Here is a 14,251-nt window from a genome sequence, read left to right as displayed (position 1 = left end):
TAATGTGAAATTGCACTGACAACCCCTGAGGCGCCCTCACTTCCGCGAGGGCCCCCGCACCCCTCCCCCGAAGCACCCCAATCCGCCACAGAGGAACGGGAATTGGGCGACGTCTCATGCCACCCCGCGCCGCCCGCGGAGCGAGCCGGGGGCCGGAGAAGCCGTGCGAAGGGCTGGCCATCCACTCTCCGGACCCTCACCATGCTCATGACTACTCGTGCGTAACTCAGCCCAGGAGTGAGCGTGTTGAGATTTCGTGGCCGGTCCGCCGTTCCGCTGCTCGCCGTCGTCGCGTCCTTGCTCCTGTCGGCGGCCCCCGTCCGGGCCGAGGCACCACGCGCCGCTTCAGCGCGCGTCCCCGTCGTCTTCGTGCACGGCTACAACGCCGACCCCGGCGTCTGGGGCGGACTGCGCGCGGACCTCAGGGCCGACGGGTACGCCGACGCCGAGCTGTTCTCCTTCGGATACGACACCCACCGGTCCGTCAACGAGTCCCTGTCCGGCGAGCTCGCCGCGTACGTGGAGGGCGTCAAGCGGCAGACCGGGGCGAGCCGGGTCGACCTGGTGGCCCACTCCTTCGGCAGCCTCGTCACCCGCTGGTACGTGAGGTTCGACCCGGCCGGTCAGACGTCCGTCGCCCACTGGGTCTCCCTGGCCGGACCCAACCACGGCACCTCCACCGCATGGGCGTGCGCAATGTGGGACCAGGCCTGCCGCGACATGACCCCGAACTCATACGTGCAGAGGAAGCTCGCGGAGGGCGACGAGACCCCCGGGGCCGTGCGGTACGCGACCTGGTGGTCGAACTGCGACGAGGTCATCAACCCGGACGACAGCGTGCCGCTGGCCGGCGCCGTCAACAACGGCGCCGGCTGCCTGGACCACAACGCGCTCCTCGGCGACGACGCGGTCTCGGCGGGAGTCCGCGCGTTCCTCCGGTCCTAGACCGTCACCCGGGCGGCGGGCCCCGCCGACTCCGGTGCCGGACCGCCGACCCGGCGGCGGGCCGCGCCCCCTCCCTCCCTAGACCGTCAGCCCGGCGGCGGGCCGCTCGGCGTCCGTGCCCAGCCGGGGCGTCGGCACCCGGAAGGTCTCCCGCAGGCCCCAGGCGCAGAGCGCCAGGACCAGCGCCGCCGCACCGGAGTAGAGACCCACGCCGATCGGGTCGCCGTCGAAGGCGATGAGCAGGGCGGTCGCGGCGCTCGCCGCCGTGCCGCCGCCGAGGGCGGCACCGGTCTGGTAGGTGGCGGAGAGGGAGGAGTAGCGGGTGGCCGCGGAGAACTGCTCGCCGAGGAAGGCCGGGATGCAGCCCTGCGGGGCGGCCATGAGCACGTTCAGCAGGACGGTGGCGAGCGTGCCCAGGGCGAGGACGTGTCCGTCCACCAGCGGGAAGTACAGGAAGAAGAAGGCCGCGTAGACGAGGGTGCCCAGGATGACGACCGGCTTGCGGCCCTTCCGGTCGGAGAGCACGGCCATCGCCGGAACGGCGAGCGTGAACGCGACGGAGCCGGCGACCTGGAGGAGCAGCGACTCGGTGGAGCCGTAGCCGCGCTCCTCGGCGTACGTCACCGTGAAGATCGTGCCGATGTAGGCGAGGGTGTTGTAGCCGAAGGCCACGCCGATGGCGAGCAGCATCCGGCGCGGGTGCCGTCTGACGGCGTCCAGGATCGGTACCCGGGGCGCGCTCCCGGTGCGGCGCTCCTCCTCGGGCATGCGGCTGCGGGCGACGACGCCGACCAGGACCAGGAGGCCGCCCAGCCAGAACGGCAGGCGCCACGCCCAGGCTTCGAGCTGGTGCTCCGGCAGCAGGGTGATGAGCGTGAAGGCGCCCGTGCCGAAGAGGCTTCCGATGCCGATGCCGGCGCTGGTGAAGCTGCCCCACAGACCGCGCCGGCCCTCGGGGGCGTTCTCGATGCCGAAGAGGGAGGCGCCGCCCCACTCCCCGCCCGCCGCGAAGCCCTGGACGAGGCGCAGGACGACGAGCAGGACCGGTGCGGCGATGCCGAGGGTGCCGTACGCGGGCAGACAGCCGATGAGGAAGGTGCTGCCGCCCATGACGAGCAGCGTGAGAATCAGCATGGACCTGCGGCCCACGCGGTCGCCGAAGTGCCCGATGACGATGCCGCCGAGGGGGCGGGCGACGAAGCCGCTGCCGAACGCGGCGAAGGCCACCAGGGTGCCGACCGCGGGGTCGAAGGCGGGGAAGAAGACCGCCGGGAAGACGAGGGCGGCGGCGAGGCCGTAGATAATGAAGTCGTAGAACTCGAGGGCCGTTCCGAATCCGGAGATCAGGAAGGTGCGTGTGCCTCCGGCCGCTCGGGCCTTGAGGCCGGGCCGGACGGTCTCCGTCATGGGTGTCCCTTCGGTGGGGCGGGTGCGAGCGGAATCGGGGGGCGGGTCAGAAGCGCGCGAGGCCGGTCGCCGGGGCCTCGTGCGGAGGGCCGGCCAGGTGGTCGATCGCGCAACGGGTCACGTCGAGACCGAGGGTGAGCAGGGTCCCCCACTGCTCGTGCGGCGCCTTGTGCGCGTCCGGCCGCATGCAGACGACGGCGTCGGCCCCGGCGTCGCCGCAGAACGCCCGCGCGCGCCCGGCGGGCGGGAGTCCCGGCATGGCGGCGCGGACCGCGCGCAGGTGGGCGAGCCGCTCGGCGGTCATCGAGTCGGCCGGGCCGGTGTCCGCCGCCGCGAGTCCGGCGTCGAGGAAGTGGTTGGTGTGCAGCAGCCAGCCGTCCTCCCCCGCCGGGACCACCGCGAGGCCGGCCGGGGAGAGCTCCAGGCTCGCGGAGCCGTCGGCGGTGACGACGGTCAGCGCGGTGGAGGCGCCGACGCGTGCCGTCGAGGCGAGGGCGACGGCCTCGTCGAGGGTGTCGACCTCGTCGAGGAGACGGCGGGCGACGGCGTGCACGGGCACGCCCCCGTCCGCGGAGTCGGAGGCGTGGAAGAGGATGTTGAAGTGCACGCCGAGCCCGGCGCTGTTCACACCGATCTTGCCGGGGGCGCCGAACTCGGTGAAGAGCTTCACCGTGCGGCCCTCGGCCGGCGTCAGCGCGTGCAGCAGCGCGTCCGGGACGAGCAGGTCGTGCCAGTCCCAGGTCTGGAGGGTCTGCGGCGCGGCGCCCGCGGGGGCGAAGACGGCGGTGGAGCACTCGCCCCTCCCGGGCTGGGGGCAGGCGGCGAGGATCTCGGTGCGGGCGCCGACGGCGGCCACCGCCCAGCGCTCGACGCCGGCCGCGTCGGCGCAGGCGTCCGACTCCTCGGCCAGGGCGGGCGCCCAGTCCCGGAGCGCGGCGTGGCTGCGGCCGGCGATGTCCCGGACCCGCTCCTCGGGCAGGCCGAGGACGGCGAAGTGCTGTCGGTAGAGGGCGGCGACGCGCCGCACCTGCGGGGCGAACCGAGTGCCGATCAGCGTCCCGCGCTCGCGGGGGTCGGTGGTCTCGGTCGTGAGGGTGTGCAGTTCCACGGGGTTCCTTCGCAGCGGGTGAGGCCGTGTGCCCTGAGGGGGCGGCGGCCATCAAGCTAGGAACGTAAAACGTTTTATGCAATGCTTCGGCGAAGGATTCGGAGCAGGCGCTCCCGGAAAGGCGGCACGGTGGCACGGACGCGGGGCATCACGATCAAGGACGTGGCACGCAGGGCGGGGGTCTCCATCACCGCCGTCTCGCACGCCCTGAACGACAAGGGGACCCTCAGCGCGGCCACGCGCGCGCACATCCGCGCCGTCGCCGACGAGATGGGGTACGAGGCGGACGCCCTGGCGCGCGGCCTGCGCCGCTCCACGATGGGCGCCGTGGGCCTCGTGCTGCGCTCCCTGGACGCCCTCGGCGACTACGCGCCGGCGGGCGTGGACGTGTTCGAGCGGTTCGTGGGCGCGGCCGCCTCACAGGCCCTGGCGCGCGGCCTCAGCCTGATGCTGGTGCCGGACCTGACGCGGGCGCCCGTCCCGCCGCTCGCCTTCTCCCTGGACGGCTACATCGTCACGAACCCGCACGTGGACGACCCGGTGATCGCCCGTCTTGAGGAGCGCGGCATCCCGTACGTGACCTACGGGCGGCCCCCCGGGCGGCCGGACTTCACGCACTGGGCCTCCGAGGACGACGCGGTCTCCGCCCGGCTGGTCCTGGACCACCTGGCGGCCGGTGGCGCGCGGTCCGTCGCGCTCGTGCGGGGCACCGACCCGAACGCCTGGAACCTCGAACACCAGGAGATCTACCTCGGCTGGTGCGCGGAGCGCGGCAGCCCGCCCCGGCTGTACGAGCTGCCCGAGCGCGCGGGCGTCGAGGGCGGTGCGGACCTGGCCGGCCGGCTCCTCGACGACGGGCTCCCGGACGCGGTCTTCTGCCTCACCGGACGGCACGCGGCCGGTGTGCAGCACGGCCTGAAGGCGCGGGGCGTGCGGGTCCCGGCGCAGACCATGGTCGTCGCGGGGTCCGACTCCGAGCACGCCCGCAACAGCCGACCGGCCATCTCCGCACTGGAGTTGAACCCGGTGGACAGTTCGGCGGCCCTTCTCGACATCCTCCAGTCGCTGATCGCGGGCCGCCCCGCCGAGGCGCCCCGCCTCACGCGGGCCCGGTTCCGTCCCCGGGCGTCGACCCGGCGCTAGACCGGCCGGGGAGCAGCCGGGCGGCACGGCGGGACCGGCCGCCGGTGCGGGCCGCGGCGATCAGCTCGTCCCCGTCGACGAGCTTGACGCGCGGCCGCCCCTGGCGCCGGCCCTCGGCGCGCTCCCGCTCGTCGATCGCCCGCCAGCCGTCGAGACCGACGGCGTCCGGGTGTCCGCCGCCCACGGGTGCGTCGCCGGCGGGGGCGGTCAGCAGTCCCGCGTCGAGGTCGTCGAGGAGCGTGGAGACGGTCTCCCGGGCACAGGACCTGTTGGTGCCGATGAAGCCGCTGGGGCCGCGCTTGATCCAGCCGGTGACGTACACGCCCGGCGCGACGCGGCCCCGCTCGTGGGGGACCGTGCCGGTCCCGGCGTCCCACGGGAGGCCCGGGACGGGACGGGCCCGGTAGCCGATCGCGCGCAGGACGAGGGACGCCCCGATCGTGTCGGCGCCCTCGGCGGCGTGGGGTCCCGTCCCCTCCACGGCCAGTCCGGTCACCCGGTCGTCGCCGAGGATCCGCGTCGGGCGGGTGTGGAAGCGCAGGACGATGCGGCGCCGTCCCGGCACGGGGGTCCTTGCGGCGAGTCCGGCGAGGACCGCGGCCTTGGCACCGGTGTCCTCGGGCAGGTCCTCCGGCAGGCCCAGGTCCTCCGGCCGGCCCTCGACGAGGACGTCGACGTCGTCGAGAGCGGCCAGGGCGAGCAGTTCCGGCAGGGTGAAGGCGGCCTCGGCGGGCCCCCGGCGCCCGAGGACGACGACCTCGCGGACCCGTCCGGCGCGCAACGCGGCGAGGGCACGGTCGGAGATGTCGGTGCGGGCCAGGGCGTCGGGGTCGGCGGTGAGGATGCGGGCGACGTCCAGGGCCACGTTGCCGTTGCCGATGACGACGACCCTCTCCCCGTCCAGGGCGTACCGGTCGGCGCCGTGGTCGGGGTGGCCGTTGTACCAGGCCACGAAGTCGGTGGCGGAGGCGCTGCCGGGCAGGTCCTCCCCGTCGATGCCGAGGCGCCGGTCGGTGGCCGCGCCCACGGCGTAGACCACCGCGTGGAAGTCGCGGACCAGGTCCTCGTGGCTCAGGTCGCGGCCGATCTCCGTGTGGAGCCGGTACGAGAAGCCGGGCTGGCTCTCGATGTCCCGGAAGAGCCGGGCGACCCGCTTGGTGTCCTGGTGGTCGGGGGCCACTCCGGCACGGGCCAGCCCGTACGGGGTGGGGAGCCGGTCGTGGACGGTGACGGTCACGCCGGGGTGCCGGAGCAGCTCGTCGGCGGCGAACAGCCCGGCCGGTCCGGCCCCGACGACGGCGACCCGCATCTCGCCCGCGGGGACGCGGCGTTGCGGGGGGACGACGGCCATCGGCGTCCGGTCCTCGTGCGGATGGGCCTCGTAGTAGGCGCGGTTGAGCGCGAGGAACGGCAGCTCCGCCTCGGTGAGCGCGGTGTGCGGCTTGAGCGCGTCCACCGGGCAGGCCGAGGTGCAGGCGCCGCAGTCCACGCAGGTGCGGGGATCCACGTACAGCATCTCGGTCTGCCCGAAGCCGGGTTCGCCGGGAGCGGGGTGGATGCAGTTGACCGGGCAGGCCAGCACGCAGGAGGCGTCGGCGCAGCACGACCGGGTGACGACGTAGGGCATGGTTCTCCGTTCACGGATGAGCCGTCGCGGCGCACCCGTGGACGGATGCGCCGTCGCGGCGCCCGGGGGCCGGGGGCCGTGGGGCCGGACCGGGAGGTGTCGGTCCGGGCGGGCCTGACGCGGGTCGGCCGGGCCGGACCGGGACGTGCCGGTCGGGCCGGGCGGCCCGGCCGGCAGGCCCCCGGGACGCGGCGTCAGGCGGCGTACGGGGCGGGCTCGCCGCGGTGGCGGGACGGGCGGCCGTCGATGCGCAGCGCCTTCCAGACGTGCCGCGAGGCCCTGTTCATCAGGCCGATGTCCTCGGCGAGCATCCGCACGTCGGAGTACAGGTCGCGGAGCATCTTCCGGCCGTCGGGCGACTTCCAGAAGATCTCCTTGACGACCCAGTGGGGCACGCCGATCGTCTCGGCGGTCTTCCGGTCGGGGACCATGATGACGTCCCCGAGGACGCGCATGATCACCGGGAAGGCCACCGACAGGGCGCCCCGGCGCGCCCGGCCGAAGCCGGGGACCTTGACGCGCAGGAACTCGTGGGCGAAGGAGATGTGCCGGGCCTCCTCGGCGACGTGGATCTGCATGAGGCGGCGCATCAGCGGGTGCATGTCCTCGCCGCCGCGCAGGATCGCCTTCTGGAGGTGGTCGATCGGCTCCTCCCCGGCGAGGACCCCGGTGAAGAACGACTCGGGGACGAGGGAGCCGGCGAGCGGCAGGAAGCGGCTGAGGACGCGGAAGGAGCGCCGCCCGCCGGGGACGTCGGCGCCCGCGCGGTTCACGAACTCCTGGAACATCTGGGTGTGGTGGCACTCCTCCGTGACCTCGTGGGTGAGGTAGCGGAACTCCGGGTCCTGGTTGCGCAGGGAGAAGAGGTAGTCCATCACCCCTCGGATGAGGACGTTCTCGAACTGCATGCCCACCTTGACGATGTTGGCGTACCGCCACAGTCCGATCCGGGTCCGCACCTCCAGGGGCTGCTCCCGGTACCAGGGGTGGCCGCCCAGGGGGTCGGCCGCGGGGAGCACCCAGCGGGGGTCCGCCGGGTCGATGGCGAAGTCGGGGTGGTCCCAGTCGATGTCGGTGAACGCGTCGAAGTGGATGTGCACCGAGGCCTCGGACAGGGTCCTGAGCCTCTCGTGATAGCTCTGCACGCTGGTCATCATCGTCCTCGGTCTCTCGCGGTCGACTGTCCGGAGGTGCGGGCGGGGGGCGGGTTCAGGCCGTCGGGGTTCTGTCCGGCAGGCCGGAGGTCCGCTCCCGTGGGACCGCGCGGTCGAAGCGGAGCGCGGGGTCCTCGATCGGGGACCGTCGCAGCGCGCGGCGGTCGCGGTAGTAGTTGTTCCAGATGCGCCACGGGTCGCGGGTGCCCTGGCGGGGCATGATCGCGTCGCCCCGCGCGATGTAGCCGGAGGTCAGCGACTCGCCCATGACGGACACGGTGGACCGGTCGGCCTCGGCCGCGACCGGGGTGACGGCGGTGAGGCCGTGCCGGTCCATGTGGGCGAGGAGCCGGCTGACGTAGGCGGCGGCGAGGTCGGCCTTGAGCGTCCAGGAGGCGTTCGTGTAGCCGATGATCATCGCCAGGTTGGGGACGCCGTCGAGCATGACGCCCTTGTAGAGCAGGTGGTCGCGGGTGACGAGGGGCTTGCCGTCGACCGCGATCTCCATGCCGCCGGCGAGCTGCATGCGCAGACCGGTGGCCGTGACCACGATGTCGGCGGGGATCTCCTCGCCGGACCTGACCCGGACGCCGGTCTCGGTGAAGGTCTCGATGTGGTCGGTGACCACGGACGCCCGGCCGCTCCTGAGCGTCGTGAACAGGTCGCCGCCGGGCACGACGCACAGCCGCTGGTCCCAGGGCCTGTAGGACGGGGTGAAGTGGCGCATGTCGACGCTCGTGCCGAGCCGGGCCCGCACCGCGCCGAGAAGCACCCTCCGCATGAGGCGGGGTGCCTTCCGGCACAGGGCGTAGAGCGCGCGCTGCATCGCGATGTTGCGGGTGCGGCCCACCTTGTGGACGAGGCGGGCCGGGACGCGCAGCCGGCGCAGGAGCACCGAGAGCGGGTCGTCGGCGGGGAGGGCGAGGACGTACGTGGGTGAGCGCTGGACCATGGTGACGTGCGCGGCGTCGGGGGCCATCGCGGGGACGAGGGTGACGGCGGTGGCGCCGCTGCCGATGACGACCACGCGCTTGCCCGTGTGGTCGAGGTCCGCGGGCCAGTGCTGCGGGTGGACCAGCGTGCCCCGGAAGCGCTCCTCGCCGGGGAACTCCGGCCGGTGGCCCGCGTCGTAGTCGTAGTAGCCGGTGGCGCCCACGAGGAAGCGTGCGGTGAGGAGCCGGGTCTCCCCGGTGGCCTCGTCGAGGGTCTCGACGGTCCAGCGGCCCTCGTCGCTCGACCAGTCCGCCCGCACGGCCCGGCGGCCGAAGCGGATGTGGTCGGTGACGCCGTGCTCCTCGGCGGTGGCCCGGATGTAGTGCCGGATGTCCGATCCGTCGGCGAGGACCTTGGTGCCGTGCCAGGCGCGGAAGCCGTACCCGAAGGTGTACATGTCCGAGTCCGAGCGGATGCCCGGGTAGCGGAACAGGTCCCAGGTGCCGCCGACGCCGGAGCGCCGCTCGACGATGGTGTACGTGACCCCAGGGTTGCCGGTGATCAGGTGGCAGGCGGCACTGATTCCGGACAGCCCCGCGCCGATGATCAGCACGTCGACGTGCTGGTTCTCCATGTCCGTCTCCTCCGCGGCCGGTGGTGGGCGGTGCATTCTCCCCCGGAGTTCACCCCCGGTCCGGAATTTACCTGTGTCACCGCGTCCAGGGTACTGGCGGTAACGTGACGTGCGCCACCCCTTGTCCGCAGCTCCTCGCCGGCCTCCGGGTACGATCCACGCCGTGGCCGAGGACAGAGACACACACGACGACGGGCGCCCCGACGGCCGCGACACCCGCTGGACCGGCCACCGCGCCGAGCGCCGGGACCAGGTGCTCACCGCGGCGCTCGCCGTCATCGGCCGCGAGGGAACCGCGGTCAGCGTGGCCGCGATCGGTGCCGAGGCCGGGATGCCCCGGTCGGTCGTCTACCGGATCTTCCGCAGCCGTGAGGACCTCGACGAACAGATCCGCGCGCGCATCACCGACGACCTGATGGCCGCGCTCTCCCCGGCCCTCGACCCGCGGGGCACGATCCGGGAGTCGATCGAGCGCGCCACCGCCACCTACGTGGGCTGGGTGGCGCTCCACCCCCACCTCCACCGCTTCGTCGGCACCGGCTCCCCCGCCGCCACCGGCGCCCGTACCGCCATCGCGCTCCGCCTGGCCCTCCTCCTCGACACGTACGCCGAGCGCTTCCTCGACGACGGGCCGGCACCCAACGGTCTCCATCTCCACCTGGCGTTCGCCATGGTGGGCCTGGTGGACACCGTGGTGAACCAGTGGGCGGGGCAGCCGGAGCCGCGGAGCTCCCTCGACGACCTGACCGAGTTCCTGAGCGACGCGGTCTGGGGCGTGCTCTCGACCACGACCGCGCGCCTGGGCCTCAAGCTCGACCCCGACCAGCCGGTCGACCTGACGTGACATGACGCGAGCAGCCTGATCCGGGACTCTGACATGCCGTCACCGGCCTGAAACCTACTGGGAAAAGGACCCGTCCGGCCGACGTCCACGGCCCGGTGTCCACCGACCGGTGGACACCGGGTTCCACCGGCCGATCCTGTCGGCGGGACGCCTCCGCCGACGAGGCTGGACGCATGACGAACCCCACCGTACGCATGGCCCGGCACAGCGCCCGCCACCCCTGGCAGGCACTGATCGCCTGGCTCCTCTTCGTGGCCCTCTGCCTGGGCGCCGGCCTCGCCCTCGGGGCCCGTCCCGCCACCACGGAGGACTTCCGCATCGGCGAGGCCGGCCGCGCCGAGGCACTCGCCGCCGAGGGCGGACTCCAGCAGAAGCCCCTCGAACGCGTCCTCATCACCGCCGCGCCCGGCACCGGGCCCCTGGACCGGGCCGAGGCGGAGGCCGCCGCACGCGAGATCGGCGTCCGGATGCGGCAGTTGCCCGAGGTGCTCTCCGTCGCCGCCCCCGTCGCCGACGCGGGCCGCACCGCCCTGCGCGTCGACGTCACCATGAAGGGCGCCGAGTTCGACGGGAAGAAGCACGTCGACGCCCTGCTCGCGCAGACCGCCGAGGTCGGGGCCGCGCACCCCCGGCTGCGCGTCGAGGAGGTCGGCAGCCCCTCCATCGGCAAGGGCGTCGACAAGCTCCGCGGCGACGACCTCTCCCGTACCGAGATCATCGCCCTGCCCGTCACCCTGATCACCCTGCTGATCGTCTTCGGCTCCGTGGTGATGGCCGTGGTGCCGCTGCTGCTCGCGATCTCCTCGATCGTGGCCGCGGTGGGCCTCTCGATGGTCGCCTCGCACGTCTTCCCCGACGCGGGCGTCGGCACCAACGTCATCCTGCTCATCGGACTCGCCGTCGGCGTCGACTACACCCTCTTCTATCTGAAGCGGGAGCGCGAGGAACGGGCACGGGTCGCCGGGGGCCGCCTCGGCACCCAGGCCGTCGTGGAGCTCGCCGCCGCCACCTCGGGCCGGGCAGTGGTCGTCTCCGGGCTCGCCGTGGCCGTCTCCAGCGCCACGCTGTACCTCGCGGACGACGTCATCTTCTCCTCCGTCGCCACCGGCGCGGTCCTCGTCACCCTGGTCGCCGTCCTCAGCTCGCTGACCGTGCTGCCGGCGGTGCTCGCCCTCCTGGGCGCCCGCGCCGAACGCCGCAGGGCCCGCGGGAAGCCCGCACGGGACCGCGCCGCGCGGACGCGCCGTACCGGCGGCCGGATCACCGCCGCCGTCCTCCGGCCCGTCGCCGCGCACCCCGCCGTCACGCTCGCCGTGTCCACCCTCGCGCTCCTCGCCCTCGCCCTGCCCGTCCTGAACATCAACATCACGGAGATGAGCCGCGAGACGCACTCCCGCGCCATCCCCGCCATGCGGACGTACGACCGGCTGATGGCCGCCTATCCCGAACTGAAGGCCATGCACCAGGTGGTCGTACGAGCGGACGCGGAGCGGTCCGACGAGGTGGCCGGCGCCCTGCGCGCGCTCGCGGACCGGGCGCGCGCCGAGGACCCCGCGATCGGCGGCGCCCCCGTCCTGCGGACTTCCGCGGACCACCGGACGACGCTCCTGGAGCTGACCGTCCCCCGCTCCGTGAACAGCCCCGAGGCCCGCGCCTCGCTGGACCTGCTCCGCGACCGCCTGGTGCCCGGGACCGTCGGCGCGCTCACCGGTGCCGAGGTCGCCGTCACCGGCGAGGTCGCCCGCTACGCCGACTATCCCGCCCACCAGAAGCGGAAGCTGCCGATCATCATCGGGGCCCTGCTCCTCGTCACCTTCGGCATGACGGTGTGGGCGTTCCGGTCCGTGGTGCTGGGACTCGTCGGCGTCGTCCTCAACCTGCTCTCCGCGTTCGCCTCGCTCGGGCTCCTCGTCCTGGTCTTCCAGCACGAATGGGCGGAGGGGATCCTCGACTTCACGTCCACGGGCTCGATCGGGTCCCGTGTGCCGCTGTTCCTCTTCGTGATCCTCTTCGGACTCTCCATGGACTACCAGGTGTTCGTGATCAGCCGGATCCGCGAGGCCCGCCTCTCCGGTGTCCCGACCCGGCAGGCGGTCCTCCAGGGCCTCTCCTCGTCCGCCGGGGTCGTCACCAGCGCGGCCGTGGTGATGGTGACGGTGTTCGCGAGCTTCGCCGCGCTGCACCTCATCGAGATGAAGCAGATCGGCTTCAGCCTGGCGGCCGCGGTCCTCCTCGACGCGTTCGTGATCCGGGTCCTCGTGCTGCCCTCCCTGATGCTGCTGCTCGGCGAGGCGAACTGGTGGCCCGCACGCGGAGCCGTCCCTTCCGGGGAGCCCGCCCGGCCGAAGTCCTCGCCGGTGTCCGTAGGCTGACGTCATGATCGACGGGACGGCGCACACGCCCACGGAGCGTCCGGCGCCCGCCCGGTCGGAACAGCCCGTACGCACGGGGGCGCAGCAGACCTCGGGCACGGGGGCGGGGACGGAGCAGCCCATACGCACGGGGGCGGAGCAGCCCGTACGTACAGGGGCTGAGCAGACCGCGGGCACGGGGGCGGGGGCGGACCAGCCCGTACGTACAGGGACTGAGCAGACCGCAGGCTCCGGTGCGGAGCGGCCCGCGCTCATCGCGCTCCGGCGCTGGTACACGGCCGCCTGGCTGATCCTCGGCCTGGCCCCCTCCGTCATCGGCGCAGCCGACGACTCGGGACCCGCGAAGTGGGCCTCCCTGACCCTGGTGGGGGCGGCCCTCGCGTACGCCGCCGTCCACCGCGCCGCGCATCACACACCGGCCTACCTCTCGGTCCTGGCCGCCGGGCTCGGCGTGATGGCGCTGCTGCCCGGCGGCGGGGCGGCCCTGCTCGTCGCCGCGCTCCCCCAGTTCTGGTTCCAGACCCGCGGCCCCCGGACGGCCGTCCTGCTCAGCGGCTGCGCCGCGGTCGCGACCGCGGCGGGAAGCCTCGGGCACGGCGCACCGGGGAACGCGGCCGCCGCCCTGGCCGGATACGCCGTCTCCGTCCTGGCCGGACTCCCGCTCCACCGGCTCGTCGCGGACGGCGAGGCCCGCGCCACCGCGCTCGCCGCCGAACTCTCCCTGGCGCGGGAGCGGCTGGCGGCCGCCCATCACGCCCGGGGCGCGGCCGACGAACGGGAGCGGATGGCCCGCGAGATCCACGACACCCTCGCCCAGGGGTTCGCCTCGATCATCGTCCTCGCCGAGGCGGCCCGCGCCGGTCTCGACGGGGACCCGGAGCACACGGCCCGGCAGCTCGCCTCCATCGAGCGGACGGCCCGCGAGAACTTCGCCGAGGCCCGGGTCCTGGTGGGTGCCGCCCCGCAGGGCGGACTCCGGCCCGGCTCGGTGGTGCCGACCCTGCGCCGCACCCTCGAACGCTTCGCCCAGGACACGGGCACCACGGTCGAGGCGGAGCTCGCCGAGGACATCCACTGCGACCAGCAGACCCGCATCGCGCTGCTGCGGTGCACCCAGGAGTCGCTGGCCAACGTCCGCAAGCACGCCGACGCGAGCACCGTCGGCGTGGTCCTCACCCAGGGTCCGTACGCCATCGAGCTGGAGATCACCGACGACGGGCGTGGCTTCGTGGTCGAGGAGGCGCGCGGCTTCGGGCTCGACGGCATGCGCGCCCGGCTCGGCGAGCTCGACGGAGAACTGACGGTCACCAGCTCGATCGGGGACGGCACCCGCGTCCTCGCGACCTTCCACACGAACGGACGGCCCTGACATGTCCGAAGCCCACGAGCCCCTCCGCGTGGTCGTCGTCGACGACCACGCCGTGATGCGCGCCGGGGTGGTCTCCCTCCTGGCGCCGGTCCCGGACGTCACCGTCGTCGGCGAGGCGGGGGACGGCCGCGAGGCCGTCGGTCTCGTCGAGCGGCTCGCGCCCGACGTCGCCCTCGTCGACCTGCGGATGCCGGTCATGGACGGGGTCGAGGCCACCGCCGCGATCACCGCGGGCCCGGCCCCGACGCGGGTGCTCATCCTCACCACCTACGACACCGACGTGGAGATCGAGCGGGCGGTGGAGGCCGGAGCGGTCGGCTACCTCCTGAAGGACACCACCGCCGACCAGCTCGCCGAGGCCGTCCGGTCCGCCGCCCGGGGCCAGACCGTCCTCGCGCCCCGCGTCGCGGAACGTCTGGTGGCCCTGATGCGCCGGCCCGCCCCGGTGGTCCTGACCGCGCGCGAGCGGGACGTGCTCGGCGCGGTGGCCGACGGCCTCTCCAACGCCGAGATCGGGCGGCGCCTCGTCATCGCGGAGGCCACGGTCAAGACCCACCTCCTGCGCGTCTTCGCGAAGCTGGACGTCAGCGACCGCACCCACGCCGTGGTCGTGGCCCTGGAGCGGGGCCTGCTGACCCGCCGGGGGTGACGGCGGCGCCCGTCGGGGGCTGCCCGTACCCTCGTCTGCGAAGGTGGCGGGTCGACGGTGGGCAGG

At 73.9% G+C, this 14,251-nt stretch carries 11 protein-coding genes; 6 read left to right on the top strand and 5 right to left on the bottom strand.

What is annotated here, in order from left to right; genetic code table 11:
* The first annotated feature begins 243 nt into the window (after window positions 1–243).
* The gene (locus ACFYXU_RS15975) at window positions 244–945 is read left to right on the top strand and encodes an esterase/lipase family protein (RefSeq protein WP_389458007.1); all 702 of its coding nucleotides are present in this window, start codon (window positions 244–246) and stop codon (window positions 943–945) included.
* A 78-nt stretch (window positions 946–1,023) separates the two neighbouring features.
* On the opposite strand, the gene ACFYXU_RS15970 is transcribed toward ACFYXU_RS15975, so the two are convergent.
* Together ACFYXU_RS15970 and ACFYXU_RS15965 are read right to left on the bottom strand one after the other, a co-directional pair.
* Window positions 1,024–2,352 (bottom strand): MFS transporter, encoded by a 1,329-nt coding sequence (locus ACFYXU_RS15970; protein ID WP_389458005.1) that lies wholly within the window; start codon window positions 2,350–2,352, stop codon window positions 1,024–1,026.
* Window positions 2,353–2,398: 46 nt separating this feature from the next.
* Window positions 2,399–3,460, bottom strand: coding sequence for a C45 family autoproteolytic acyltransferase/hydolase (locus ACFYXU_RS15965; protein WP_389458003.1), 1,062 nt, complete (start codon window positions 3,458–3,460; stop codon window positions 2,399–2,401).
* A 129-nt stretch (window positions 3,461–3,589) separates the two neighbouring features.
* On the opposite strand from ACFYXU_RS15965, the gene ACFYXU_RS15960 reads away from it, so the two are divergent.
* Window positions 3,590–4,603, top strand: coding sequence for a LacI family DNA-binding transcriptional regulator (locus ACFYXU_RS15960; protein WP_389458001.1), 1,014 nt, complete (start codon window positions 3,590–3,592; stop codon window positions 4,601–4,603).
* Here ACFYXU_RS15960 and ACFYXU_RS15955 read toward each other — a convergent pair.
* The 3 genes from ACFYXU_RS15955 to ACFYXU_RS15945 form a co-directional block, all read right to left on the bottom strand.
* Window positions 4,560–6,230 carry an FAD-dependent oxidoreductase gene (locus ACFYXU_RS15955; RefSeq protein WP_389457999.1) on the bottom strand — a complete coding sequence of 557 codons (1,671 nt, stop codon included), beginning with the start codon at window positions 6,228–6,230 and terminating at the stop codon, window positions 4,560–4,562. The genes ACFYXU_RS15960 and ACFYXU_RS15955 overlap by 44 nt on opposite strands.
* A gap of 194 nt (window positions 6,231–6,424) precedes the next feature.
* Window positions 6,425–7,375, bottom strand: a complete 951-nt coding sequence (locus tag ACFYXU_RS15950) for a diiron oxygenase (protein WP_376509305.1) — start codon at window positions 7,373–7,375, stop codon at window positions 6,425–6,427.
* 64 nt (window positions 7,376–7,439) lie between these two features.
* Window positions 7,440–8,951, bottom strand: a complete 1,512-nt coding sequence (locus ACFYXU_RS15945) for a flavin-containing monooxygenase (RefSeq protein ID WP_389457997.1) — start codon at window positions 8,949–8,951, stop codon at window positions 7,440–7,442.
* A 163-nt stretch (window positions 8,952–9,114) separates the two neighbouring features.
* Between ACFYXU_RS15945 and ACFYXU_RS15940 the strand changes: the two genes are divergently transcribed.
* The 4 genes from ACFYXU_RS15940 to ACFYXU_RS15925 all read left to right on the top strand — a co-directional run bounded on the left by ACFYXU_RS15940 (window position 9,115) and on the right by ACFYXU_RS15925 (window position 14,185).
* On the top strand, window positions 9,115–9,795 hold the full coding sequence (locus tag ACFYXU_RS15940) for a TetR/AcrR family transcriptional regulator (protein WP_376509309.1): 681 nt from the start codon (window positions 9,115–9,117) through the stop codon (window positions 9,793–9,795).
* Window positions 9,796–9,968: 173 nt separating this feature from the next.
* Window positions 9,969–12,167, top strand: coding sequence for an MMPL family transporter (locus tag ACFYXU_RS15935; RefSeq protein ID WP_389457993.1), 2,199 nt, complete (start codon window positions 9,969–9,971; stop codon window positions 12,165–12,167).
* Window positions 12,168–12,171: 4 nt separating this feature from the next.
* Window positions 12,172–13,536 (top strand): sensor histidine kinase, encoded by a 1,365-nt coding sequence (locus ACFYXU_RS15930; protein ID WP_389457991.1) that lies wholly within the window; start codon window positions 12,172–12,174, stop codon window positions 13,534–13,536.
* Window position 13,537: 1 nt separating this feature from the next.
* Window positions 13,538–14,185 (top strand): response regulator, encoded by a 648-nt coding sequence (locus ACFYXU_RS15925; protein WP_389406704.1) that lies wholly within the window; start codon window positions 13,538–13,540, stop codon window positions 14,183–14,185.
* Window positions 14,186–14,251: the final 66 nt, after the last annotated feature.

The sequence above is a fragment of the Streptomyces sp. NPDC002232 genome, from assembly GCF_042890295.1.
In the GTDB taxonomy this organism is placed as follows: domain Bacteria; phylum Actinomycetota; class Actinomycetes; order Streptomycetales; family Streptomycetaceae; genus Streptomyces.
The sequence above is the reverse complement of the archived record's forward strand: the minus strand, read 5'-3'. Positions and strand labels throughout refer to the sequence as shown.

Coding starts and splice junctions, on each gene's coding strand:
- ACFYXU_RS15970 (WP_389458005.1), bottom strand. CDS start 2,352: ATGACGGAGACCGTCCGGCCCGGCCTCAAGGCCCGAGCGGCCGGAGGC.
- ACFYXU_RS15955 (WP_389457999.1), bottom strand. CDS start 6,230: ATGCCCTACGTCGTCACCCGGTCGTGCTGCGCCGACGCCTCCTGCGTG.
- ACFYXU_RS15945 (WP_389457997.1), bottom strand. CDS start 8,951: ATGGAGAACCAGCACGTCGACGTGCTGATCATCGGCGCGGGGCTGTCC.
- ACFYXU_RS15935 (WP_389457993.1), top strand. CDS start 9,969: ATGACGAACCCCACCGTACGCATGGCCCGGCACAGCGCCCGCCACCCC.
- ACFYXU_RS15930 (WP_389457991.1), top strand. CDS start 12,172: ATGATCGACGGGACGGCGCACACGCCCACGGAGCGTCCGGCGCCCGCC.
- ACFYXU_RS15925 (WP_389406704.1), top strand. CDS start 13,538: ATGTCCGAAGCCCACGAGCCCCTCCGCGTGGTCGTCGTCGACGACCAC.